Raw genomic sequence first — 22,552 nt, 5'->3', positions numbered from 1 at the left:
ACTTATTGGCGTTTACGGAACCAAAGTCCAGAAACACTTGCAAACAGCAAGCTTCCCAAAATAGTTAAGAGACCAGTTTGAGAACTTCCAGTATTAGGTAATTGCTTTTCTGACTTCGTCATTTGTGTTGAAGGTGTTGGCACTTTTTTAGATGTTATATCCTTATCACTAGTTTTGGGTGTTGTAACATCAGTTGGTGTTTGGACCCCGACGTGTTTTTCAGTCGTATTTGGTGTTTCTGATTCAACGTGTGTGCCATTAGTAGAGATGTTATCTGTATCCTCGGAAGGCAACTCAACCTGACCATCCTGTTTTGCATCAGGACGGCTTTCATTAGGTACTTGTGGGTTTGCCTTATCTTCATCAGGTGAAATAATTTCAAGACCACCATCCTTGTTCAAACGGTCTTGATCAACCTTGGCTTGAGCATCTTTAACAGCTTGCTTAGCTGCGTCCAAAGCATCCTTAGCGGCAGCTTGATTGTGCTTAGCTTCAGCTAACTTGGTTTGGGCTGCCTTAAGCGCAGATTGAGCTTGCGTTAAGTTCGCTTGTGCTTGTTCTACAGCAGCTGTGGCATGAATTTGAGCCTTTTCCGCTTCAGCGATAGCAGCTTGAGCTTGCACTAGACGGTCGTTGAGTTCTTTGGTAGAAGATAATTCAGCCACGCGTGCGTGCAGGGCGCTTTGCTTAGCTTTAGCTTCAGCCAATTCGCTTCGGCTTTGTGCTAGTTCGTTTTGCGCGGCAACGTCATTAGCTTCAGTTTTAGCAGCGCGAGCATCTGAAGCGGCTTTATCAGCTTGAGCTTGCTGTTTTTCAGCAGTAGCAGCAGCGAGTTTTTCTTGAAGTGCTTTGATTTGTGCAGATGTTAAGTTGTCAGCATCGATAGCGCTTTGTAGAGCAGCCTTAGATTCATCAAGCTGTGCTTGTGCTTGCGCTAAATCAGCATTGGCTTGCGTAGCTTCGGTTTGTGTCTTTGTTGCAGTAGCTTGTGCTTCAGTTACAGCTGTATTTGCAGCATTTAATTCAGTCGTAAGTTGATCGTATTCTGCTTGAGCTTGTGCATAGGCTGGATTATCACGCGTGATGGTATCGTTGTCGTCGTTCGTGTCCACAACTTCAGGAATCACTTGATCCATACCTACTGACTTAGCGGCTTCTTCTGGCGAAACAGGGTCTCCAGTCAAATCCATATCAGCATAATCAATGAAATCAGTAACGTAGTTCCATTGACCATGGGCTCCCTTAGAACCAACGTAGTCAACCATTGGTACGACAACAATGATGTGGCCCTTTTCAACTGGCATCAAAAGGGCATCATGGTGACCATTGGCTGAATCAAGATCCTTATAGGCCATGGCCGTCAAATAATTGGCAATCTCAACCTTAGCTTCTAACATGGTTTGGGCATTTCCAAAACCAATGTTTTGGGCAGTTCCAGAACGGAATAGGTCGGTTGGATTTGCTTTTGTGCGGCTGTGTTGGTCAACATATTTGTCATCACTGTCACGCAATGTCAATTGCGCATCCATGATTGCTTGCCAAGTTTTTTCCGTCATGATGAGTGGTGGCAAACCGTTTTGTTTACGATAAGCATTAATCAACGTGAGTGAGTATTGTGATAATTCACGTTGTTGGTTAATGTCCATGCGGCCATTCTTCACTTGCAACTTAGCTGACTTATCGCGGTTCTTATCCACAAAGTACCAATTTGCATAATCACCAGAGCGCTTTTCAACACCTGTCGCAAGTTCCTTTGGTTCTTTTAGGGTCAATGGCAATTCGGCATCTGATCCGATTAACTGAGCATTCTTTGCATCACCAGCTTTATCGGTTGGTGTAGCACGGGTTACCTTATTAGGGTTCTTTTCAACTAGTTGCTTTGGTGTTTTGTCTAACTTAGCCTTAGCATCTTTTTGTTTAGCTAATAGATCAGTCTGCTTCGCTTTCTTATCTGCCAAGTCTTGTTGAGCGGACTTGTTAGCGGCATCTTTTTGTTGAGCAATCTTAGTGGCGTCATCGACTTGCTTTTGGTTTTGAGTGACTTGTTTTTGCGCAGCATCAATAGAAGGTGCTTTTTTAACGTTGTCCAATTCGGTTTGCGCTTGATTTTGCTTTTTTTGTGCAGCATCAGCCTTCGCGTCATTAGCTTGCTTTTCAGTTTGCGCTTGTTTGTTAGCGGTCTTTGTTTCGTCAGCTTGCTTTTGTGCAGCATCTGTTTGGGTTTGCTTTTGCGCAACGACGTCATCCTGCTTAGCAGCGTCCTTTTGGGCTTGTGCTAAGTTATCAGCCTGATTGTTAATTGCGTCTTTGGCATTTTGTTCGGCCTGCTTAGCAGCGTCTAATTCAGCTTGCTTTTGCTTAGCGTCAACATTATTTTTTGATAGCTGATCTTGGGCTTGCTTAGTGGCATCTTGTGAACTTTTAACATCTTGTTCAGCTGACTTTACTTGTAGATCAGCATCTGCTTTGTTTTGTTCAGCCTGTTTTTGAGCCTCTTTTGCTTGATTCAATGTCTCTTGGTTGGCCACTTCGTTTGAAGGTGTTACAACCACATTGTTTGACTGTGCATCTGTAACTTGATCGGCGTGTGCATTTTCAGCACCAGCAAGTGTAGCGACAGCAGTAGCTGCGACTGCAATTGATACATTCTTCTTCATAAAAAATCTCCTAGTGATACGTTTAAATTATGCTTCCCAAAAATTAATAATATTCTCACATACCATTAAATTATAAAATGAATGCAAAAGATATTCAATGGAAATGTTAAGCATTGTTTTAGTCACTATAATTAAAAAACCTCTTACAAGGGACTTGTAAGAGGTTCGTATATTAGCGTGATACTGTCACTGAGCTGGGCCCGTATTGAGATTGGTCTTCAAACGGTGTGAACCCACCTTGGGCAGTCCCATATGTGGCATCGATTTTCACTTGATCATCATTGATTGGGCGTAAAACGAAATGGTTTTCACCCTTGGCTCCTGGATATGAAACTAACAGCAGACTCCCATCAGGATTCGTTTGTGATACCTGGGCTGTACGAGTTTCAGTTTCTGGAATAGATGATTTTTTTAGAAGTGTTAAAGCCTCAGCGTCTGTTAATTTATGTGACACTGTTGTAGAAGTTGTCTTTTTACTAGCTTTTTGTTCCGAAGTAGCAGTTGTTGCTGGTGTAGCATCGTTATCTGCGTCTACAAAAACTTTATCTGTGATGGCTTTGGTGAGTGACGTATTTTGATTTAGTGTTTGTGTGATAGCTGCATTGGTTAAATGAATCCCATAATCAGCAATTTGTTGTTTAGTCGACACATTTTGCGCACAAAATAAGGTTGCATCATGCGGTGTTGTTAGGACATAAACGTTGGATCCGCCTGACCCTGGCGTCACTTGGTATGCTTTGGTGTTTGGATCATCTAAGTCGTTGACCAGTTGATTCGCATCTGTAGAAGTTAGCGTCAAACTTGAGACGGTTTGGGGACCTAAATTGTCTCCGCCCACACCAGTAGATTTATATGAGCCAGCTTGCAATTGATGAGCATCAATACTTAACTTATTGGCACCAGGGGTTTCAATTAAAGCTAAAAATTTATGCTTATCATCTAAAGTAACTTCTGGCTTTGATGAACTTTTTGCTGAAGGTATTTCGGATTTTTTAACACTTGCATGCGAGGACATTTTGGTATGCTTACGCGTGTGTTGATTGGTATCCGTCTTTTTCGGAGTTTGTTCCCGTTGAGTATAGACACCAATACCAAGTCCGGCTCCAATTACAACAACAGCTCCCATTACTGCTATAATAATTTTCTTCATGGATATCTCCCAGTAAAAATATAGTTATGTGTGATAAATCACAACCAGTTAAGAATACCAAGTTTAATATGTGAAATCAATCTATTTTCATATAATTAAAATTAAAAAATATAATAAAGTCCCTAGCCATAGTTAAACGCTTTAACTATGGCTAGGGACTTTAAAATTTAGTATTTATAGCTGGGTAAAAAATTTAATTTGCATGTGTTTCAATGAAATTTTTTACGAGACCTTGTATGGTGTCGCGCGTTTCACGAAAAACATTTAAAATCTCATCATCAGTGCCAGTTGCTTGAGCGGGGTCAGCTAAATCCCAGTGAATGCGATTAACTGTTGGTGGTGTCATTGGGCATTTGTCATTGGCATCCCCACATAATGTAATCACGTAATCACTACTATTCAAAAAGTCATTATCGATTAAATCAGAAGTTTGCGCAGAAATATCAATACCACTTTCTTGCATCACACGGACTGCCTTGGGGTTTAGACCGTGTTGTTCAACACCGGCACTTTTAATAATCCAATCTTTTGGCGCATCAGCATTGGCAAAGCCCTCGGCCATTTGACTACGGCATGAGTTGCCAGTGCAAAAAAAATAAATTTGCATAAGATTCTCCTTTATTAAAGGCGTTGAATCAGCAACGCCGTTTCATTTGATAGTAAATCACTAAGCTTTTGTACACCATAAGCGTTGGCGGGGAGTGCTTTAGCATAACTTTCCAGTTCAGTAATGTCAGTAGCATCATTCGTTAAGATTAAAAGCATGCCATGATCTTTCAAGCCCATCAATAATGGCTTAATTGTATTGAGTAATGCAGTTTGGTCAGTTTCAGCATCAACTTGGAACATAGCCGCACCGATTGGATGGGTTGGATCAAGGTGCGCGAGGATGGCTGTGAAGTCCTGACTAATGATATCAACACGGTCATGTAGACCACTTAAGAAAAGGGACGTGGCGACGTCATCGATTTCTTTCTTATTATCTGAAAACGCGAGCACTTTACCAGTGTCTCCCACGCGGCTAGCTAAAAAGCGGGTAACATCACCACGCTTAATTGTTCCGTCAATCGCAGTATCACCGACATTTAAAAATTCATCGAGCGTTAGTTGAGCAAGATTTTGAATGGCACGCATAATTGCAGCCTCCTAGTTATTTGATAAGCATCTAAAGTCATTTTAGCATACTCCCAAAATATGAAAAAAATAAAGTTGTTTATGAAACGATACATTTGTGACAAATCCGCTACAGTCGTTGAAATGGCGGGGCTTTTTTGATAAAGTTAAAACATTAAAGTGAGGTTAGCAAACATGGCATATGATCACAAACAAATAGAGAAAAAATGGCAACATTATTGGGATGAAAATCAAACATTTAAGACTTCTTCAAGTCACGACAAAGAGAAGTATTATGCGTTAGATATGTTCCCATTCCCATCTGGACAAGGTCTGCACGTTGGACATCCAGAAGGATACACAGCAACAGATATTGTGTCACGTATGAAGCGGATGCAAGGTTTCAACGTCTTACACCCAATGGGCTTTGATGCCTTTGGTTTGCCTACTGAAGAGTATGCAATCAAGACGGGTGAAGATCCAAAGACGGTGACACAAAAGAATGTGAAGAACTTCCGTCGTCAAATGAAGTCATTGGGGCTTTCATATGATTGGTCACGTGAAGTGAACACTACTGATCCTAAGTATTACAAGTGGACACAATGGATTTTTGAACAACTTTATAAGATGGGCTTGGCCTACGAAGATGAAATCATGGTTAACTGGGCACCTGACTATAATGGTGGAACGGTTGTTGCCAACGAAGAAATCATCGATGGTAAGACTGAACGTGGTGGATATCCCGTTTATCGTGTGCCAATGCGTCAATGGGCATTGAAAATTACAGCATACGCTGATCGTTTGCTCGATGATTTAGACGACTTGGACTGGCCTGAAGCCATCAAGGAACAACAACGTAACTGGATTGGCCGCTCAATTGGAGCAGCTGTTAACTTCCAAGTGACTGACCACGATGAAAAGGTCGAAGTTTTCACGACTCGTGCTGACACATTGTTTGGAGCAACTTACCTTGTGCTTGCACCAGAACATGAACTTGTTGATCAAATCGTTTCTCCAGAGCAAAAAGATGCTGTTGCTGCCTTTAAGGCAGACTTAGCAACGAAGTCTGATTTGGAACGTACTGATCTGAACAAGGATAAGTCAGGAATTTTCACTGGGGCATATGCAACAAACCCGGTTAATGGACAACAAATCCCAATCTGGATTGGTGATTATGTTTTGGCTTCATATGGAACAGGAGCGGTTATGGCTGTTCCGGCGCACGATCAACGTGATTTTGATTTTGCCAAGAAGTATGATCTACCAATCGTACCCGTTATCGAAGGTGGAACTGCCGATGAAACGGAAGCTTACACAGGCGATGGTGTCCACATCAACTCTGGCTTCTTAGATGGCTTGGATAAGGATGAAGCAATCGATAAGGCAATTGCTTGGTTAACCGACGAAGGTGTTGGTGAAAAGCGTGTAAACTATCGTTTGCGTGATTGGATTTTCTCACGTCAACGTTACTGGGGTGAGCCAATTCCAGTTATTCACTGGGAAGATGGTGAAACCAGCCTAGTTCCTGAGGATGAATTACCACTTCGTTTGCCCGAAGTTGATAACATCATGCCTTCAGGTACTGGTGAATCTCCATTGGTTAACATTGATGACTGGGTGAACGTGGTTGATGAAAATGGACGTAAGGGAAAGCGTGAAACGAACACAATGCCACAATGGGCAGGTTCATCATGGTACTACTTACGTTATATGGATCCACACAATGACAATGAAATTATTTCAGAAGATGCAGTACATTACTGGCATAATGTTGACTTGTACATTGGGGGAGCCGAACACGCTGTGCTTCACCTACTCTATGCTCGATTCTGGCACAAAGTTTTGTATGATTTGGGTGTCGTTGATACCAAGGAGCCTTTCCAAGAATTAGCTAACCAAGGAATGATTTTGGGTGAAAACCACGAGAAGATGTCTAAGTCAAAGGGAAACGTTGTGAACCCTGATGATGTGGTTGAAGAATATGGTGCCGATACATTACGTTTGTACGAAATGTTTATGGGACCTTTGGACCAGTCAATTGCATGGTCTGAAGATGGTTTGTCAGGTTCACGTCGTTGGTTAGATCGTGTTTGGCGTTTGTTCATCGATGATGAGAAAAACCTGCGCGACCACATTACCACGCACAATGACCACAAGCTAGACAAGGTCTACAATGAAACGGTTAAGAAGGTTACAGATGATTACGCAAACCTCCGCTTCAACACGGCCATCTCACAAATGATGATCTTTATTAATGAAGCTTATAAGGTTGATGGGATTCCTGCTGATTACATGGCTGGATTTGTACAATTATTGAACCCAGTGGCGCCTCACATGACTGAAGAACTATGGTCATACCTACATCCTGATACGACTATGACATACAGTGCTTGGCCAACATACGATGAGTCAGCACTTGTGGAAGATGAGATTAAGATTGCGGTACAAATTAATGGTAAAGTCCGTGCAAACATCATGATTCCTGCCGATGCAGATCGCGACAAGATGACTGAGTTAGCTTTGGCTGATGAAACCATTCAAAGCCGTCTTGATGGCGCAGAACCTAAGAAGGTAATTGCGGTACCAGGTCGTTTGGTTAACATTGTTGTTTAATCATTAAATAGAAAAGACTATAATTTTATCTGACATGTGTCGATAAAATTATAGTTTTTTTATACCGATAGGAGAACTGGAATGCCCATTAAAAAGTTTATGTTGCTTATCAGTTTGGGGCTGTCGCTTTTTCTCATGCCTAAGCCAGCATCAGCTGATTTAACAGCGGACCTTAATCGTCCGGATCAAACGATTGAGCTGCGTGAAAACTTATCATTTAAGCATACGAATTATGATATTAAATTAGACGGCGAAAAAGTTGGGTATGTGACAGGTGATTTTTTTCATCCGTTTGGTGATACGATTTCCATCCATGATAATTCAGGTAAGGTCATTTATTCGGAGCGTCAACAACGACGTCGTTGGAGTTTTAGTTTAGTGCGTCAAGGTAGCTTTTACGACAAAAACCACCAGTTTGCTGGAAAAATGAAAGCACCGTTTTGGCAATTTTTTACCAAAAATTACCGTCTATATGATTCAAATGGCAAACAAATTGGGAAATCGACGCAAAATAATTGGAAAAATATTTTACATCATACCTACGATATTAAGTCGGGTGGTCAAGTTGTGTGGCAAGGACGTAACTCAGTACACGTGGTACGCGACACAGTTTATTTGAAACATTTGCACAACTCAAAGGTGCCAGCTGAACAAGCGATTATCGTAACATTGGTCCATCAAGCGGTTAGCCACGCGGACAAGAAAAAATAAATGGATGATTATGCGTAAAGCGGTCTACATTTTGTGAAAAATTTAGTATAATTGTTGATTGTAGTGTGGGTTAGATTAGCCAATTCTACAAATCACAATTATGACGCTATAGTTCAACAGGATAGAACAAGGACCTCCTAAGTCTTAGATCACAGTTCGAGTCTGTGTAGCGTCATTTAGGACAGTTGAAAGGAGACGGTATGACGTATGGCTGACGATAAAAATGAACAGAACGATGATCCATTTCGCGGTCACCTTACTATGGATGAGTTACAAGCACTCATGAGTGGTGAAAAGACAGTGGATGAGATTTTTGCGGAACGTGATAATCAGTCTGAAAACACGCCAGAGGATATTATGACAGAAGATGCTAAAGTGCCTGAGGCAAAAGAAGACGAAAATAATGAATCAACGTTGCCAATGGATGGGGTAGTACCCGAAAATACCGTGACAGAAGCTGGTCCGCCTCAAAAAATTGAGGTTAAAGATGATACAGAAATTATAAATGATCATGATGGATTTGAGATTCACGAAATGGGTGATCCGTTTCAAGGTGATTCAGAAGTAGTCGATGAAACACCGGAAGTGGCACCGAAAGATGATGTGACACCGAGTAAGGCAGCGTCTGAAACGGTCGAAGTTTCTCCGGAAACGACAGAGGAATCAGATGTAGTTGCTGCCGAAATTGAAACGTTTGAGGAAATTAAGCCGGAACCCCTAAATGATGACGAAGATGCATTTATTGAGCCGCAATTTACGGAACCAGAACCGCCTACGTATTATGCGGGAGCAAATTTCGTTGACCAAGCGGGTGGTCTAGGGGCCACAACAGTTGTGCCAGTTCAGAATACTGAATCAGATGTTGTTTCAGAAAAAGAGACCGAGCAAACTGAAACAGAAGAGAAGTTGCCAGAAGGGGTTGAGTTACTACAACCTGAGGGCGCAGTTACCGAAGCTGAAGAAGATGCAGATACATCTTCGCGCATGTTGCGTGGTTCATTTTGGATGACAGCCGGCAGCTTAGCATCGCGTCTGTTGGGGGCCTTATATGTTATTCCGTGGATGGCAATGCTGGGGTATACCTATGCAAACCAAGCAAATGCGGTGTATGGTCAAGGGTATCAAATTTATAGTTTGGCCTTAATGGTTGCCACTGCTGGATTACCAAATGTTTTAGCACGTCTAGTCGCTGAGTATGCTTCTCAGAAACATTTTGCACGTGTGCAGCAAGTCTTCAAGCAATCACTGTTATTGGGTGGTATCATGGGGATTATTGCTGGTGGGGCCATTTTCATCTTTGCTACCCCACTTGGACAAGGTGATCCGCACGTCGCTCGAGTAATTCGATCACTAGCGCCAGCTGTTTTGATTATTCCAGCCTTGGCAATGATGCGTGGTTATATGCAGGGATTCGAATTTATGGGCCCCTCAGCCTTATCACAATTTGTTGAACAAGTTATCCGAGTTGCCTACATGTTGGGGATGACTTATTGGATTATGATTGGTCATCATGGTAATTGGGTTGATGCGACTGTACAATCAACATTTGCTGCTTTCTGGGGTGCCTTAGCTGGAATTGTGGTGTTGATTGTTGCCATGATTCGCAAGCGTCGCTTCTTTGCTGAAGAAGCTGCTAACCAAGTTCCAGCTGAACCAATTGATACGATGAGTTTGATTGGTAAAATGGTGCGTCAATCAATTCCAGTTATTCTGGCTGGGTCAGCCATTGCAATTTTGCAATTGATTGATCAATATACTTTTGGCAATATCATGAAACGCTTTACTGATTTTTCAAACTTAGCTATTACAAATATGTTCGCACAATTTGCGGTTAATTCGAATAAATTGGTTATGTTAGTCGTCTCTTTGGCGGTTGGAATGGCTGAAACGACGTTACCCATGCTTGCGCGTGCGCGTGAGATTGGTTCGCGTGAAAATATTAGCCATCAAATTCAATATGCTTTCAAACTTTTGTCATTCATTTTGATTCCAGCTGCATTGGGTATGGCTGCAATTGCGCGTCCATTATATTTGTTGTTCTATACAGCCAACGACGCGCACAATGGGACTTTAGTGCTACAATATGCTAGTTTCACAGCGATTGTTTTAGGACTATATATGGTTGTCTTGGCCATCTATCAAGGATTGAGCCAACTCCGTTACACTGTTAGAATGTTAGCAGTGATCTTAGTGGTAAAATTAGTGCTTCAATTCCCTGCGATTATGCTCTTTGATGGTATGGGACCTCTTGTCTCTACGCTATTGGCCTTTGCGGTTGGTCTAGTCTTTGCAATTCGTCGCCTTACGCGTGAATTTAACATTGATTGGCGTCGCTTTAACTACTCATTAATCACAATCCTATTCTGGAGTTTGATTATGTATGTTGTTGCTTCACTTGTTTCAAGTGGACTAAGTGCTGTGATGCCAAGTGGTAAATTATCACAATTGTTCATTGTTATTATTGCTGGTGGTTTGGGTGCTGCTATCTATGGGATTGCCGCGCTTAAAACTAGTATTGGTGAAGAGGTATTAGGCCCACGGGTTAAGCGTTTAGCTGATAAATTGCCATTCTAAACATAAAAAAATAAAAAACGTCGAAAAAACTTTTCGGCGTTTTTTTGTGGAAAACTTGTGGATAATGCGATATTTTTGTGGAAAACTCATTGTATTTGGTGGATATGTTGTGTGAAAAGTTATAAGTTATCCACAGAAATGGTTGAATATACAGTTTTGATAGGTTAAAACATCAGCCGTGTTGAAAAATATTTGACCTTCTAGGTTAAATTAGATACAATAATACAGTTATCGATAACATTAAACGGAGGAAATGAACTATGGCAGTTAAGTCACCATATAACTCATGGGCCAGCCGTCGACCAGTAGGTAAGGACGCGAAGAAAGTTCGCCGTAATGCTGAAGTGGTTAACATTCAACAATGGGCCAAGGGTACAGCCGAATTGGAATCAAAGTAATTTGATTTAAATTCAGATGATGTAGTTATACATTGTCACATCAAGCATCTAGCATTTATGCTAGGTGCTTTTTTTGTGCAAAAAAAGCCTAGGTGTTATACCAAGGCTTGCCATTGTTGAATAAGTTGTTCCGTCAAAGTTGGATCTAATTTTTCTTTGAGAAAGCGACCCATGGGCGTAATCTCATGACGGTTTTTGAAAGCTAAGGGCTTCGTTGCAACGAGCCCGACAAGTTGGTTGTTCTCTGTTAAGAAAATTTGACCAGGTTGGGCGAGCTTGCCTTTAGTGTGTTTCCCAATGCGCCAGCTGTGGAAGTCTGCGATCGATAATGTTGCTTCTTTAGGCACGTATTGCCCGCTGTTGGTTTGCTCAAGTACAACGCCAATTAATTCGATTGTCGGATATTTATCTGCCATGTTGCCTCCTTTAAAATTTAATAGTGTAGTTCAATTCAACCAGTTCACCAAAGCGTTGCGTACTAGTCAATTCGAGCTGTGTGACTGGAAAGGTTTCAAATAAACGTTTTCCTGTCCCGAGTAAGATCGGAGCAACTTGAATTCGTATTTCATCAAGCAGATGTTCCGAAATTAAAGCAGACAGGATTGCCCCACCACCAATAATCCATATGTTCTCACCCGCTTGTTGCTTAAGTTTTTCGACTAAAGTTGTGGGCTGTTCATCAGCAATAATATGAATATTTTCATCATCCGTTGTAAGGGTGTGTGAGAAAACATAATTAGTTTGGTCAGGGTAGTAGGCTGTGCCATCTAACAAATCTAATGTCGTCAGATAAGTGTGTTTACCTGAAATCGTCGTATCAACTGTGCTAATGAATTCAGGATAACTGGTGGCGTCACCGGTATCAGTGTTTAAAAGCCAATCTAAATTATCATGAGTGTCAGCGAGGTAACCATCCAAACTGATGGCACCATAAAATATGACCTTGCGAGGCATGCGCACACCTGCTTTCTTTGATTTGTATTATTAAATTCATTATAAGCAAAAATAACGGTTATGCCTATTAGATATGAAAAAAAGAATTCGATTAAATAATGATTGACATTATTAGAAAAATATGGCAAATTATGTGAACCGATAAAAAAGGGTTTTAACGGGTAGAAATGAGAAAGCGGATTGAGGGGAAAATATGAATATTTTACGACGGGGAATAATTTGCCTGTTAGTGGTTTTGAGTGGACTAGTGTGGTTTGGGGGCCAGGCTAGTGCGCATGAATTATCGCAGTCAGGTGTACTAGATGACATGAAAGTTGCTAACACACAATTAGCACAGGGACAACAAACGACAGTAAGTGTTCAATTCAGCTCAAAAATGCATCAACGTATTCAACCTGGGGATACGATTACATTAGCAATGCCAGCGGAATTAAAAGGTTTGGGTGAACGTGATGGTGCCCCACGTCGAGTTAAGCTAGGTGATTTGGGTGAAGTAGCCATTTATGCCGATCGGACCGTGGTGACCTTTAATGAAACTGTTGCCGATATGCGACGTGTAAGAGGCAGCTTTAATTTTGGTATTGAAACTAAAAGAACGCGTCAACGTGAAGATGTACCAATTGTGACGAATTTTGGAACGACATTAGCACCGGTTGAAATGACAGTCCGTGGTGAACAAACATCTGGAAATCAGGGGCAACGGCAGCTCCCGTTTTTCTATAAGGTTGGTGACCAGCTTGGTGCCGTTAATCAAGTGCGCTGGTTTCTGAATGTGAATTTGAATAAAGCTGATTTAGGTGAGGATATTGTGATTGATGATAAATCTGGCTTAGGTCAGACTTTGAATTTGGATAGTTTCCGAATTTTAATCGATGATTATCTTGGACGACGTGAATTGGCATTAGCTGACTTCATCTCTCAAGGATATGGTCAATTAACAAAGGGCGCTGGACAGACATTTAGCATGGTTTTCAATCGCGCAAAAGCTCGGTTTGCTTCATTCACTGTGAGTTATACAACGCAAATGACTGATTTGGGACTGCGCATGAAGGAACTTAAGAATCATTATGAAATTAAATATGCGCCGGTTTATGGACCTAAGTCAGATGATCAAGGTGTAGCGACAGTACAAAATTTGTTTGTTAATGGTGAAGCTGATGGCGATCGTTTTGAAATTCAGCATGCAGAAGAACATACTTTAAACCAAGAAGATGAGGTAACCACCCCATTGCCTGATTTTATTCCGATTACACCAGTGCAAGTAACGACCAGTGAAGAGCCAAATCGTGTGACTGAGAACGCGCAAGTGACGCAACCAGAAGTACATGTGTCAGAATCAACGACGCCAAAAGAAGAAACCGTTTCTGAATTTGAGACACCGAAGTTGGAAGAAGCAGTTCAACCAAAGGTGACGGAAGAACCAACACAGACAACTGAAAAGGCAGAAGTGAACCAACCAGAAGTGCACGCGTCAGAGAGCACAGTGCCAGAAGAAGAAACGATTTCTGAATTTGAGACGCCAAAGTTGGCAGAAGCAGTTCAACCAAAGGTGACGGAAGAACCAAATCGTGTGACTGAGAACGCGCAAGTGACGCAACCAGAAGTACATGTGTCAGAATCAACGACGCCAGAAGAAGAAACCGTTTCTGAATTTGAGACGCCAAAGTTGGAAGAAGTAGTTCAACCAAAGGTGACGGAAGAACCAACACAGACAACTGAAAAGGTAGCAGTGAGCCAACCAGAAGTGCACGCGTCAGAGAGCACAGTGCCAGAAGAAGAAACGATTTCTGAATTTGAGACGCCAAAGTTGGCAGAAGCAGTTCAACCAAAGGTGACGGAAGAACCAAATCGTGTGACTGAGAACGCGCAAGTGACGCAACCAGAAGTACATGTGTCAGAATCAACGACGCCAGAAGAAGAAACCGTTTCTGAATTTGAGACGCCAAAGTTGGAAGAAGTAGTTCAACCAAAGGTGACGGAAGAACCAACACAGACAACTGAAAAGGTAGCAGTGAGCCAACCAGAAGTGCACGCGTCAGAGAGCACAGTGCCAGAATCAACGACGCCAGAAGAAGAAACCATTTCTGAATTTGAGACACCGAAGTTGGAAGATCCTGTTCAACCAAAGGTGACGGAAGAACCGACTCAAACTACTGAAAAGGTAGCAGTGAGCCAACCAGAAGTACATGTGTCAGAAAGTACAGTGCCAGAAGATGAAATGGTGGCAGAGTTTGAGACACCGAAGTTGGAAGAAGTAGTTCAACCAACAATTACCGAAGAACCAACACAGACAACTGAAAAAGCAGAGGTCACACAATCAGAAGTGCACGCGTCAGAAACAACGACGCCAGAAGAAGAAACGGTGGCAGAGTTTGAGACACCGAAGTTGGAAGATCCTGTTCAACCAAAGGTGACGGAAGAACCGACACAGACAACAGAAAAGGCAGAAGTGAACCAACCAGAAGTACATGCGTCAGAATCAACGACGCTAGAAGAAGAAACCGTTTCTGAATTTGAGACGCCAAAGTTGGAAGAAGTAGTTCAACCAAAGGTGACGGAAGAACCAACACAGACAACTGAAAAGGTAGCAGTGAGCCAACCAGAAGTGCACGCGTCAGAGAGCACAGTGCCAGAAGACGAAACGGTGGCAGAGTTTGAGACACCGAAGTTGGAAGATCCTGTTCAACCAAAGGTGACGGAAGAACCGACACAGACAACTGAAAAGGCAGAATTGACACAACCAGAAGTGCATGCGTCAGAATCAACAACGCCAGAAGACGAAACTGTTTCTGAATTTGAGACACCAAAGTTGGAAGAACCAGTTCAAACAACAATTACCGAAGAACCAACACAGACAACTGAAAAAGCAGAAGTCACACAACCAGAAGTGCACACGTCAGAAACAACGACGCCAGAAGAAGAAACCGTTTCTGAATTTGAGACACCAAAGTTGGAAGAGTCTGTGCAACCAACAATTACCGAAGAACCAACACAGGCAACTGAAAAAGCAGAAGTCACACAGCCAGAAGTGCACACGTCAGAAACAACGACGCCAGAAGAAGAAACCGTTTCTGAATTTGAGACACCAAAGTTGGAAGAGGCAGTTCAACCAACAGTAATCGAAGAACCAAAGGACACGTCGGAAACAGTGGAAGTAACACAACCGGAAATCCGTGTTCCAGAAGTAACGGTTCCCGAAGATGAGACGGTAACAGAGTTTGAGACGCCAAAGTTGGAAGAGTCTGTGCAACCAACAATTACCGAAGAACCAACACAGGCAACTGAAAAAGCAGAAGTCACACAACCAGAAGTGCACACGTCAGAAACAACGACGCCAGAAGAAGAAATCGTTTCTGAATTTGAAACGCCAAAGTTGGAAGAGGCAGTTCAACCAACAGTAATCGAAGAACCAAAGGACACGTCGGAAACAGTGGAAGTAACACAACCGGAAATCCGTGTTCCAGAAGTAACGGTTCCCGAAGATGAAACGGTAACAGAGTTTGAGACGCCAAAGTTGGAAGAAGCAGTTCAACCAACAGTAATCGAAGAACCAAAGGACGCACCGGAAACAGTTGAAGAAACGCAACCTGAAGTAAGTGGTTCAGAGAACGAAATGCCCGCTCGCGTTAACTTTGAAAAAGATCCGAAGTTTAATGTGCCTGACCATACAATTGATCATGCAATGAAGCATAAGACTTATGATGCAAAGCTTCCTGCTACAGGATACGCTAATCATATGTTAGTTACCTTGTTAGGTATGATGTTGTTCATCATCAGTGGATTAGGTGTGTATTATTCGAAGAAGTAACTTAAAAAAGGTAGTCTGAAAGGGCTGCCTTTTTTTGTACAATTTCCCTAGAGATAGGAAACCTAAAATTGTTAGGTTAAGTTACATCACCTACATACTTTGTGCGATTTATGAATGTTTATGAATTTTTTCATGGATGAATCATATGTTCGTGCGTAACAGATGTATTTTTATGAGACGCCGATAGCACGTAAAATTTGGAATGACTAAGTGTCATTTGTATGCGCTACCATTACTTTATATAATGTAGATGTAACTAAGATTAAAAAGTGGCTCGTGATCGTTCAATTAGAAGAATGGAGAATGTACTATGATTAAGCAGCCTGCAATTCAGGTTAATTCAGAAATCGGTACCTTACGTGAAGTTTTACTGCATCGGCCAGGGGCGGAAATTGAAAATATTACACCTGATACGATGGAACGCTTACTTTTTGATGACATTCCGTTTTTGAAAAATGCACAAGCTGAACATGACGCGTTTGCCGACTTGCTTCGGGAACGCGGGGCAGAGGTTGTTTACATTGAGCAATTGTTAGCTGAGTGTTTGCAGTCAGCTGACACGCGTATAGCATTCATTAAACGATATTTGGAGGAACACCACTATACGACAGGTACAATTGCACAAGAAATGCAGAAATATCTTCAAACGCTTTCGGTTAAGGAGTTGGTCCAAACCATTTATGCTGGAATTCGGCGGGATGCTTTGGATTTGAAGCATACGAGTCTGGATGAAGTTGCTGGTACAGCGGCGGAAGATCCATTTTTAATGGACCCACTTCCTAATGCGTACTTTACACGCGATCCCCAAGCTTCAATTGGTAATGGAATGACCATTAATCATATGACTTATGCAGCACGTCAACCGGAGTCATTGATTACAGAATTTGTGATGGCACATCATCCACGATTTTCTCAACATGTGCCGATTTGGTTGGATCGCAATCAGGATAACCGCATTGAGGGTGGGGATGAGTTAGTCCTAAATGAACATACGCTTGCTATTGGTATTTCACAACGAACATCAAGTAAGGCCGTTCAGACGCTTGCTGAGCATTTATTTGCTAGCCCAGATAGCCAAATTGATACAATTATGGCGGTCGAAATTCCACATAATCATGCCATGATGCATTTAGATACGGTGTTTACGATGGTGAACACGGATCAGTTCACCGTTTTCCCAGGTATTATGGATGATGCTGGTAAGATGAATATTAATTTATTGCGGGCCAATAATCAGGGAGAAGTGGTTTTGGAGCACCGTGATAACTTGAAACGGACATTGTTGGAAGTGCTGAACTTGGATGATTTGGATTTGATTGAAACGGGGAACGGCGATCCAATTAACGCAGCCCGTGAACAATGGAATGATGGTTCCAATAATTTGGCAATTGCGCCAGGTGAAGTGGTGACTTATGATCGTAATTATATTTCGATTCAATTGATGCGTGAGCATGGGATTACTGTCCATGAGATTAAATCAAGTGAGCTGTCACGTGGACGTGGTGGTGCTCGCTGCATGTCTCAGCCGTTGTGGCGCGATGAATTAAACTAAATAATAAAAAAGACCCTGCACTAGAACGTGTGTAGGGTCTTTTTAGGCTTTGATTGGAATAAGTGTTTGTAGGTTTGAAGCGATGGTTGAGATGTCACTTTTGATAGCCCCATTCACAAAGCCTTCAACAACGCCAAGGGCGCCATGTGCATAAAATTGTAGGTTGGTATCATTAATTGGAAAGGCACCATGTTTGCTGAGACTTTCTAACAAGTATTGCGTGAATTTTAAGCGGAAAGAGTACGAACTTTCATTGGTAAAGAGAATATAAAACAGGCGTTGATGGGCTTGAATATACGTTAACCAAGTGTAGATACGCTCTTGATTCGTCATGTTAGGATCACCGTGACTCAGTTGATCCAGTTCATTTAAGGCGCTGCTGGCTAATTGGTCAATGAGTTCAAACTTATCATCATAATAAGTATAGAAAGTTTTTCGTGAAATATCGGCCTCATGACAGATATCAGTTACGGTAATGTCATCAAATGTTTTCTCCAAAAGGAGTGCATTAAAGGCATTCTCAATATTTTTAAGTGTTTTGCGCCCACGTTTATCCATAAAAATCCTCCATTCGGTAACAATGCCATTGCTCGTGTTACTTAAGTAACAGATTGACGTGAAGTGTTGTGTAAGTCTCAATGCTTTCTTCCTATACTAATAAACATAGATAAAGGAAATAAAGAAAGCGAGAATATAAATATTATGATTAACACAGAAGAGATTACATTTAAGGCCCGTCACTTTAATTTAGCAGGAGGTTTGTTCTTCCCTGAAAATTTTGATAAGTCAATTGCGCACCCGGCAATTGTGGTAACACACCCAACGAGTGCGGATATGAATCAAACCTCAAGTATTTATGCTACGAAGTTAGCTGAAAATGGTTTTCTAACTTTAGCATATGATGCTAGCTACCAAGGTCAAAGCGAAGGTGAGCCACGTTACATCGAAGATCCAGCTAGTCGTACTAATGATATCATGTACGCCATTGATTACCTAGATACCCTACCATTCGTAGATAACGACCGTATCGGTGCAATGGGAATCTGTGCCGGTGGTGGTTACACAATTAATGCTGCAAAAACAGATAAGCGTATTAAGGCTGTTGGAACAGCAGCTGGAGCATCTGCTGGAGCTGCATATCGTGAAGCTTTTGGTCCAGATGATCAATTGATTGCAACTTTGGAACAAGTCGCAGCACAACGTACAGCTGAAGCAACTGGGGCAGAACCAATGATGACTCAGTGGATTCCAAACAGCCAAGAAGAACGTGAAGCGGCAGGTATTAATGATCTTGATATTGTTGAGGCGGTTGATTACTATAAGACGCCGCGTGGTGCGGATGAATTTTCACCAAATAAGTTACGCTTTACGAGTTTAGCACTTTTGTTGAACTATGACCCAGCTAATTTAGCTGAAAAATTATTAACGCAACCTTTGGAAATTATTGTAGGTGATAAGCCCGGTAGTTTCGGATCATATCGTTTCGGATATGAAATTTATAATAAGGCTGCTTCAAAGAACAAGGAATTAACGGTACTACCAGGTATTTCACACTACGATTTGTATGACCAACCTAAAGCAGTTGAGCCAGCGGTGGCTGAGTTAACGACTTTCTTCAATGAAAATCTATAATGACATTAAATCACTCAATTTTGAGTGATTTTTTTATGTTCTAAATGAGCTGAGCTTGTTATGCTTAAAGAAAATGAAATGAGGTATGTATAAATGGGATTACTTAGTGGCATGATGGGCAATTCAACACAAATTAGCACACGTGAGGTTAAAAGCGAAATTGACCCGCTTTTGATTCCAGGGGAAGAAATTGAACATGCCTATAAATTAGTGCGCGATTTGGTTATCTTTACGAATAAGCGTCTCATCTTAGTCGATAAGCAGGGGATGACTGCCAAAAAGATTGCGTACAAATCAATCAGCTACCGTTCAATTTCAAAGTTTGCCACGGAAACAGCGGGACACTTTGATTTAGATGGTGAACTAAAAATCTGGATTTCAGGTCAAGTTGAACCTTCAGAAATTTTGCAATTTAAAGCAGGTGAGACGCTGACGCATGTCCAAAAGACATTAGCTGAAAAGGTTTTGTAAGCTGGGGCAGTATGTTATAGTTAGTTACAAATAATAAGTTAATGAAAGAAGGCATAACGATGAATTTTGAAACCAAGGTTATCCATGGCGGAATCCAAGAGGATCCGGCAACAGGGGCGGTTGTCCCTCCAATTTATCAAACTTCAACTTATCACCAACAAGAGCTTGGTGGTAATGCTGAATATGAGTATACGCGTGGCGAAAATCCTACCCGTTTTGCGGTCGAATCAGTGATGGCCGCTTTGGAAAATGGTAAGTATGGTTTTGCTTTTTCATCTGGAATGGCGGCTATCCATGCCGTTATGTCAGTTTTGCATGCCGGCGATCATTTGGTCATGGGAAATGACGTGTATGGTGGTACATTCCGTCTCGTTAACTCAGTTTTAGCTGACCTAGGTGTCACATATACAGCGGTTGATACTGCTGATAGCGCTGCAATTGAAGCAGCTATGCAAGACAACACCAAGATGGTGTATTTGGAAACGCCATCAAATCCATTGTTACACGTGACCGACATTGAACAAGCGGCTAGTGTGGCACACGCGCACGATGCGATTGCCGTTGTTGATAATACATTTGCCTCACCATACAATCAAACACCACTTGATTTAGGCGCTGATGTAGTATTAGCTTCAGGAACAAAATATTTAGGTGGTCACTCTGATACGGTTTCAGGTTTTGTTGTGACATCGGATGAAACTTTGGCTGATCAGATTAAGATGATTCAACTTTCTGTTGGCGCTGTTTTGTCACCACAAGAATCATTCTTGGTACAACGGTCATTGAAGACATTGGCGCTTCGTGTTGAACGTCATAATGAAAATGCTTTGGCCTTAGCGACATGGTTGAATGATCATGAAAAAATTCAAAAGGTTTATTACCCTGGTTTGCCAGGAACACCAGATTATGAAATCGCAAAGCGCCAAATGCGTGGATTTGGTGGGATGATGTCTATTGAATTGCAAGAAGGGTTAGATACAAAGCAGTTTGTTGAAAATCTTAACGTATTCCAATTGGCGGAATCATTGGGTGGCGTTGAGTCATTGATTGAAGTGCCAGCGGTGATGACGCATGCCTCAATTCCACGCGAGATTCGTTTGGAAAATGGTATCAAGGATGAATTAGTCCGCGTTTCAGTTGGTGTTGAAAACTTGGCTGATTTAAAAGATGATTTGGCCCAAGGATTGGATGCACTTTAATTTCTCAATTTTTAAAAACCATTTGCATTTTAAAATAAACTTGTGCTAATATTACGTAACGCCAAAATTTAGGGAGCTCGATGATCATGCGATTATTTGTTGTAAATAATAATAATAATGTTTTACACTCAAACATTTCGTATGATTGGGCCACTTCAGTGCGGCACTAAAAGTGTAAGTAACTTTCACCCAATCTCTGCGAGGTTGGGTGATTTTTTTTGCAAAAAGGGAGCTGGGAAAATGGAAAAGCAAGTTGAACTGAAACGTTCGATGGGATTGCTGTCTGGCCTTTCATTAGTGATTGGGACAGTTATCGGATCAGGAGTATTTTTTAAGCAAGCAGGTGTGCTACAACAAGCAGGTAGCACAACGATGGGATTGGTTGCCTGGATTGCGGGTGGGGTGATTACCTTAGCCGCTGGTTTGACGATTGCCGAAGTTGCCAATCGTTTACCAAAGACGGGTGGATTATTCAGTTATATTGAGGACTTATATGGACCGACTGCCGGATTTTTGACTGGTTGGATGCAAGTGGTTGTGTATGCACCAGCCGTAATTGCTTCAATCGGTGGCTATGCAGCATATTTGACAGCTAACTTCTTGGGTTGGGATATTTCAACAGCACGTTGGATTACCGTTGTATATGTGTTGTTCGTGATGGCACTAAATATGTTGGAAAACCGAATTACTTCAGCTTTCCAAGTGATTACAACCTCAATTAAGATGTTGCCAATCATTGTATTGGTCGTTTACGGACTATTCTTTGGTAAAGTCGATGCGCTAGGTCAAACGGTTGCACAAGTTAGTTCAAGTGCACACGGTGGGCTTGGAATGGCAATTTTGGCGACTTTGTTTGCTTATGATGGTTGGATTCTTTTGGGAAATATTGCCGGAGAGTTGAAGAACCCACGCCGTGATATGCCACGTGCCATTATTCTTGGTATTACGACAATTGTATTAGCCTACGTGGGTGTGACATATGCAACATACCGCACATTACCAGCAACTGAAATTGTACATTTACAAAATAATACAACTTTTGCCATGGCTACCAAGGCTTTTGGTGACTTTGGTGGACGTGCCTTGAGTGTTACGATTATCATTTCAATGTGGGGAACTTTGAATGGAAAAATGATTTCATTCCCTCGTATGGCTTACGCTATGGCAAAGGATGGTTTGTTCCCTAAGTACTTGTCACGTCTGAACAAGCATACGCAAGAACCAATTAATGCCATTGCAACTGTTGCAGCTATGACAATTGCGATTGCTGTCTTTACTGATTCAGCGGATCGCCTATCAGATATTGCGATCTTCACAATTTGGATTTTCTATACCGCAGCATTCTTTGGTATCTTTATTCTACGTCGTCGTGACCGTGGTCGTAACGCAGAGACTTTGTTCAAGACACCGCTATATCCGATTACACCATTAGTTGCAATTGGTGGAGCGTTCTTCGTATTAGGCTCAACATTTGTAACTGACTTCAGTGGCGTGTTAATTTCACTTGTGTTGGTTGGGTTGGGATTGCCAGTTTATTATTACTACCGTCACAAAAACCATATTGCAAAGTAAATCAAAAGCGCTAACTCAATGACTGAGTTAGCGCTTTTTTATGGTTTGAAACATTGGTATCTGTCAAAAAACAAATGAAATAAGATCTGGCTGAGTTTCAGCTAGACCGCACAATCTTTGATAGAATGGAGTTAGATAAATTTTAAGT

17 protein-coding genes and 1 tRNA gene are annotated in these 22,552 nt (G+C 41.7%); 11 read left to right on the top strand and 7 right to left on the bottom strand.

The window, feature by feature from the left end; translation table 11 throughout:
* Positions 1–2: 2 nt before the first annotated feature.
* The 4 genes from IE337_RS07375 to IE337_RS07360 all read right to left on the bottom strand — a co-directional run bounded on the left by IE337_RS07375 (position 3) and on the right by IE337_RS07360 (position 4,941).
* Positions 3–2,657, bottom strand: coding sequence for an SEC10/PgrA surface exclusion domain-containing protein (locus IE337_RS07375; protein ID WP_191136889.1), 2,655 nt, complete (start codon positions 2,655–2,657; stop codon positions 3–5).
* 172 nt (positions 2,658–2,829) lie between these two features.
* Positions 2,830–3,807, bottom strand: a complete 978-nt coding sequence (locus IE337_RS07370; protein WP_191136321.1) for a hypothetical protein — start codon at positions 3,805–3,807, stop codon at positions 2,830–2,832.
* A gap of 193 nt (positions 3,808–4,000) precedes the next feature.
* Positions 4,001–4,414 carry an arsenate reductase (thioredoxin) gene (arsC, locus tag IE337_RS07365; protein WP_191136320.1) on the bottom strand — a complete coding sequence of 138 codons (414 nt, stop codon included), beginning with the start codon at positions 4,412–4,414 and terminating at the stop codon, positions 4,001–4,003.
* Positions 4,415–4,428: 14 nt separating this feature from the next.
* The gene (locus IE337_RS07360; protein WP_057746866.1) at positions 4,429–4,941 is read right to left on the bottom strand and encodes a hypothetical protein; all 513 of its coding nucleotides are present in this window, start codon (positions 4,939–4,941) and stop codon (positions 4,429–4,431) included.
* A gap of 174 nt (positions 4,942–5,115) precedes the next feature.
* Here IE337_RS07360 and leuS point away from each other — a divergent pair, with 174 nt between their 5' ends.
* From leuS to IE337_RS07335, 5 genes are all read left to right on the top strand, one after another.
* Complete coding sequence (gene leuS, locus IE337_RS07355) at positions 5,116–7,533, top strand: leucine--tRNA ligase (RefSeq protein ID WP_191136319.1); 2,418 nt, start codon at positions 5,116–5,118, stop codon at positions 7,531–7,533.
* 81 nt (positions 7,534–7,614) lie between these two features.
* Positions 7,615–8,244: an LURP-one-related family protein gene (locus IE337_RS07350; protein WP_191136318.1), complete on the top strand. Its 630-nt coding sequence runs from the start codon at positions 7,615–7,617 to the stop codon at positions 8,242–8,244.
* Between the two features lie 102 nt (positions 8,245–8,346).
* Positions 8,347–8,419: transfer RNA gene (locus tag IE337_RS07345), tRNA-Arg, on the top strand.
* Positions 8,420–8,451: 32 nt separating this feature from the next.
* The gene (locus IE337_RS07340; protein WP_243185592.1) at positions 8,452–10,818 is read left to right on the top strand and encodes a putative polysaccharide biosynthesis protein; all 2,367 of its coding nucleotides are present in this window, start codon (positions 8,452–8,454) and stop codon (positions 10,816–10,818) included.
* 260 nt (positions 10,819–11,078) lie between these two features.
* The gene (locus tag IE337_RS07335; RefSeq protein ID WP_169790321.1) at positions 11,079–11,216 is read left to right on the top strand and encodes a hypothetical protein; all 138 of its coding nucleotides are present in this window, start codon (positions 11,079–11,081) and stop codon (positions 11,214–11,216) included.
* A 95-nt stretch (positions 11,217–11,311) separates the two neighbouring features.
* Here the strand turns inward: IE337_RS07335 and IE337_RS07330 are convergent, their stop codons facing one another.
* Positions 11,312–11,632 (bottom strand): DUF7671 family protein, encoded by a 321-nt coding sequence (locus IE337_RS07330; protein ID WP_191136317.1) that lies wholly within the window; start codon positions 11,630–11,632, stop codon positions 11,312–11,314.
* Positions 11,633–11,642: 10 nt separating this feature from the next.
* On the bottom strand, positions 11,643–12,170 hold the full coding sequence (locus IE337_RS07325) for a dihydrofolate reductase family protein (RefSeq protein ID WP_191136316.1): 528 nt from the start codon (positions 12,168–12,170) through the stop codon (positions 11,643–11,645).
* A gap of 193 nt (positions 12,171–12,363) precedes the next feature.
* On the opposite strand from IE337_RS07325, the gene IE337_RS07320 reads away from it, so the two are divergent.
* Together IE337_RS07320 and arcA are read left to right on the top strand one after the other, a co-directional pair.
* Positions 12,364–15,978, top strand: a complete 3,615-nt coding sequence (locus tag IE337_RS07320; RefSeq protein WP_191136315.1) for a collagen binding domain-containing protein — start codon at positions 12,364–12,366, stop codon at positions 15,976–15,978.
* A gap of 310 nt (positions 15,979–16,288) precedes the next feature.
* Entirely contained in the window at positions 16,289–17,530 is a 1,242-nt protein-coding gene (gene arcA, locus IE337_RS07315) for an arginine deiminase (protein ID WP_191136314.1), read from the top strand.
* Positions 17,531–17,572: 42 nt separating this feature from the next.
* Here the strand turns inward: arcA and IE337_RS07310 are convergent, their stop codons facing one another.
* Positions 17,573–18,088 carry a TetR/AcrR family transcriptional regulator gene (locus tag IE337_RS07310; protein WP_191136313.1) on the bottom strand — a complete coding sequence of 172 codons (516 nt, stop codon included), beginning with the start codon at positions 18,086–18,088 and terminating at the stop codon, positions 17,573–17,575.
* A 144-nt stretch (positions 18,089–18,232) separates the two neighbouring features.
* Here IE337_RS07310 and IE337_RS07305 point away from each other — a divergent pair, with 144 nt between their 5' ends.
* The 4 genes from IE337_RS07305 to IE337_RS07290 all read left to right on the top strand — a co-directional run bounded on the left by IE337_RS07305 (position 18,233) and on the right by IE337_RS07290 (position 22,404).
* Positions 18,233–19,162 (top strand): alpha/beta hydrolase, encoded by a 930-nt coding sequence (locus tag IE337_RS07305; RefSeq protein ID WP_191136312.1) that lies wholly within the window; start codon positions 18,233–18,235, stop codon positions 19,160–19,162.
* Positions 19,163–19,255: 93 nt separating this feature from the next.
* A complete protein-coding gene (locus IE337_RS07300) occupies positions 19,256–19,633 on the top strand; it encodes a PH domain-containing protein (RefSeq protein WP_191136311.1) in 378 nt (125 codons plus the stop codon).
* Positions 19,634–19,692: 59 nt separating this feature from the next.
* Complete coding sequence (locus IE337_RS07295; RefSeq protein WP_057746840.1) at positions 19,693–20,832, top strand: trans-sulfuration enzyme family protein; 1,140 nt, start codon at positions 19,693–19,695, stop codon at positions 20,830–20,832.
* A gap of 240 nt (positions 20,833–21,072) precedes the next feature.
* Complete coding sequence (locus IE337_RS07290) at positions 21,073–22,404, top strand: APC family permease (RefSeq protein WP_112468131.1); 1,332 nt, start codon at positions 21,073–21,075, stop codon at positions 22,402–22,404.
* Positions 22,405–22,552: the final 148 nt, after the last annotated feature.

The sequence above is a fragment of the Weissella viridescens genome (assembly GCF_014789145.1).
GTDB classification, from domain to species: domain Bacteria; phylum Bacillota; class Bacilli; order Lactobacillales; family Lactobacillaceae; genus Weissella; species Weissella viridescens.
This window is presented reverse-complemented; position numbering and strand designations above follow the sequence as displayed.

Excerpts from the sequence above, each read along its gene's own strand:
- IE337_RS07375 (WP_191136889.1), bottom strand. The coding sequence starts at position 2,657 with ATGAAGAAGAATGTATCAATTGCAGTCGCAGCTACTGCTGTCGCTACA.
- IE337_RS07370 (WP_191136321.1), bottom strand. The coding sequence starts at position 3,807 with ATGAAGAAAATTATTATAGCAGTAATGGGAGCTGTTGTTGTAATTGGA.
- arsC (WP_191136320.1), bottom strand. The coding sequence starts at position 4,414 with ATGCAAATTTATTTTTTTTGCACTGGCAACTCATGCCGTAGTCAAATG.
- IE337_RS07360 (WP_057746866.1), bottom strand. The coding sequence starts at position 4,941 with ATGCGTGCCATTCAAAATCTTGCTCAACTAACGCTCGATGAATTTTTA.
- leuS (WP_191136319.1), top strand. The coding sequence starts at position 5,116 with ATGGCATATGATCACAAACAAATAGAGAAAAAATGGCAACATTATTGG.
- IE337_RS07350 (WP_191136318.1), top strand. The coding sequence starts at position 7,615 with ATGCCCATTAAAAAGTTTATGTTGCTTATCAGTTTGGGGCTGTCGCTT.
- IE337_RS07340 (WP_243185592.1), top strand. The coding sequence starts at position 8,452 with ATGGCTGACGATAAAAATGAACAGAACGATGATCCATTTCGCGGTCAC.
- IE337_RS07335 (WP_169790321.1), top strand. The coding sequence starts at position 11,079 with ATGGCAGTTAAGTCACCATATAACTCATGGGCCAGCCGTCGACCAGTA.
- IE337_RS07330 (WP_191136317.1), bottom strand. The coding sequence starts at position 11,632 with ATGGCAGATAAATATCCGACAATCGAATTAATTGGCGTTGTACTTGAG.
- IE337_RS07325 (WP_191136316.1), bottom strand. The coding sequence starts at position 12,170 with ATGCCTCGCAAGGTCATATTTTATGGTGCCATCAGTTTGGATGGTTAC.
- IE337_RS07320 (WP_191136315.1), top strand. The coding sequence starts at position 12,364 with ATGAATATTTTACGACGGGGAATAATTTGCCTGTTAGTGGTTTTGAGT.
- arcA (WP_191136314.1), top strand. The coding sequence starts at position 16,289 with ATGATTAAGCAGCCTGCAATTCAGGTTAATTCAGAAATCGGTACCTTA.
- IE337_RS07310 (WP_191136313.1), bottom strand. The coding sequence starts at position 18,088 with ATGGATAAACGTGGGCGCAAAACACTTAAAAATATTGAGAATGCCTTT.
- IE337_RS07305 (WP_191136312.1), top strand. The coding sequence starts at position 18,233 with ATGATTAACACAGAAGAGATTACATTTAAGGCCCGTCACTTTAATTTA.
- IE337_RS07300 (WP_191136311.1), top strand. The coding sequence starts at position 19,256 with ATGGGATTACTTAGTGGCATGATGGGCAATTCAACACAAATTAGCACA.
- IE337_RS07295 (WP_057746840.1), top strand. The coding sequence starts at position 19,693 with ATGAATTTTGAAACCAAGGTTATCCATGGCGGAATCCAAGAGGATCCG.
- IE337_RS07290 (WP_112468131.1), top strand. The coding sequence starts at position 21,073 with ATGGAAAAGCAAGTTGAACTGAAACGTTCGATGGGATTGCTGTCTGGC.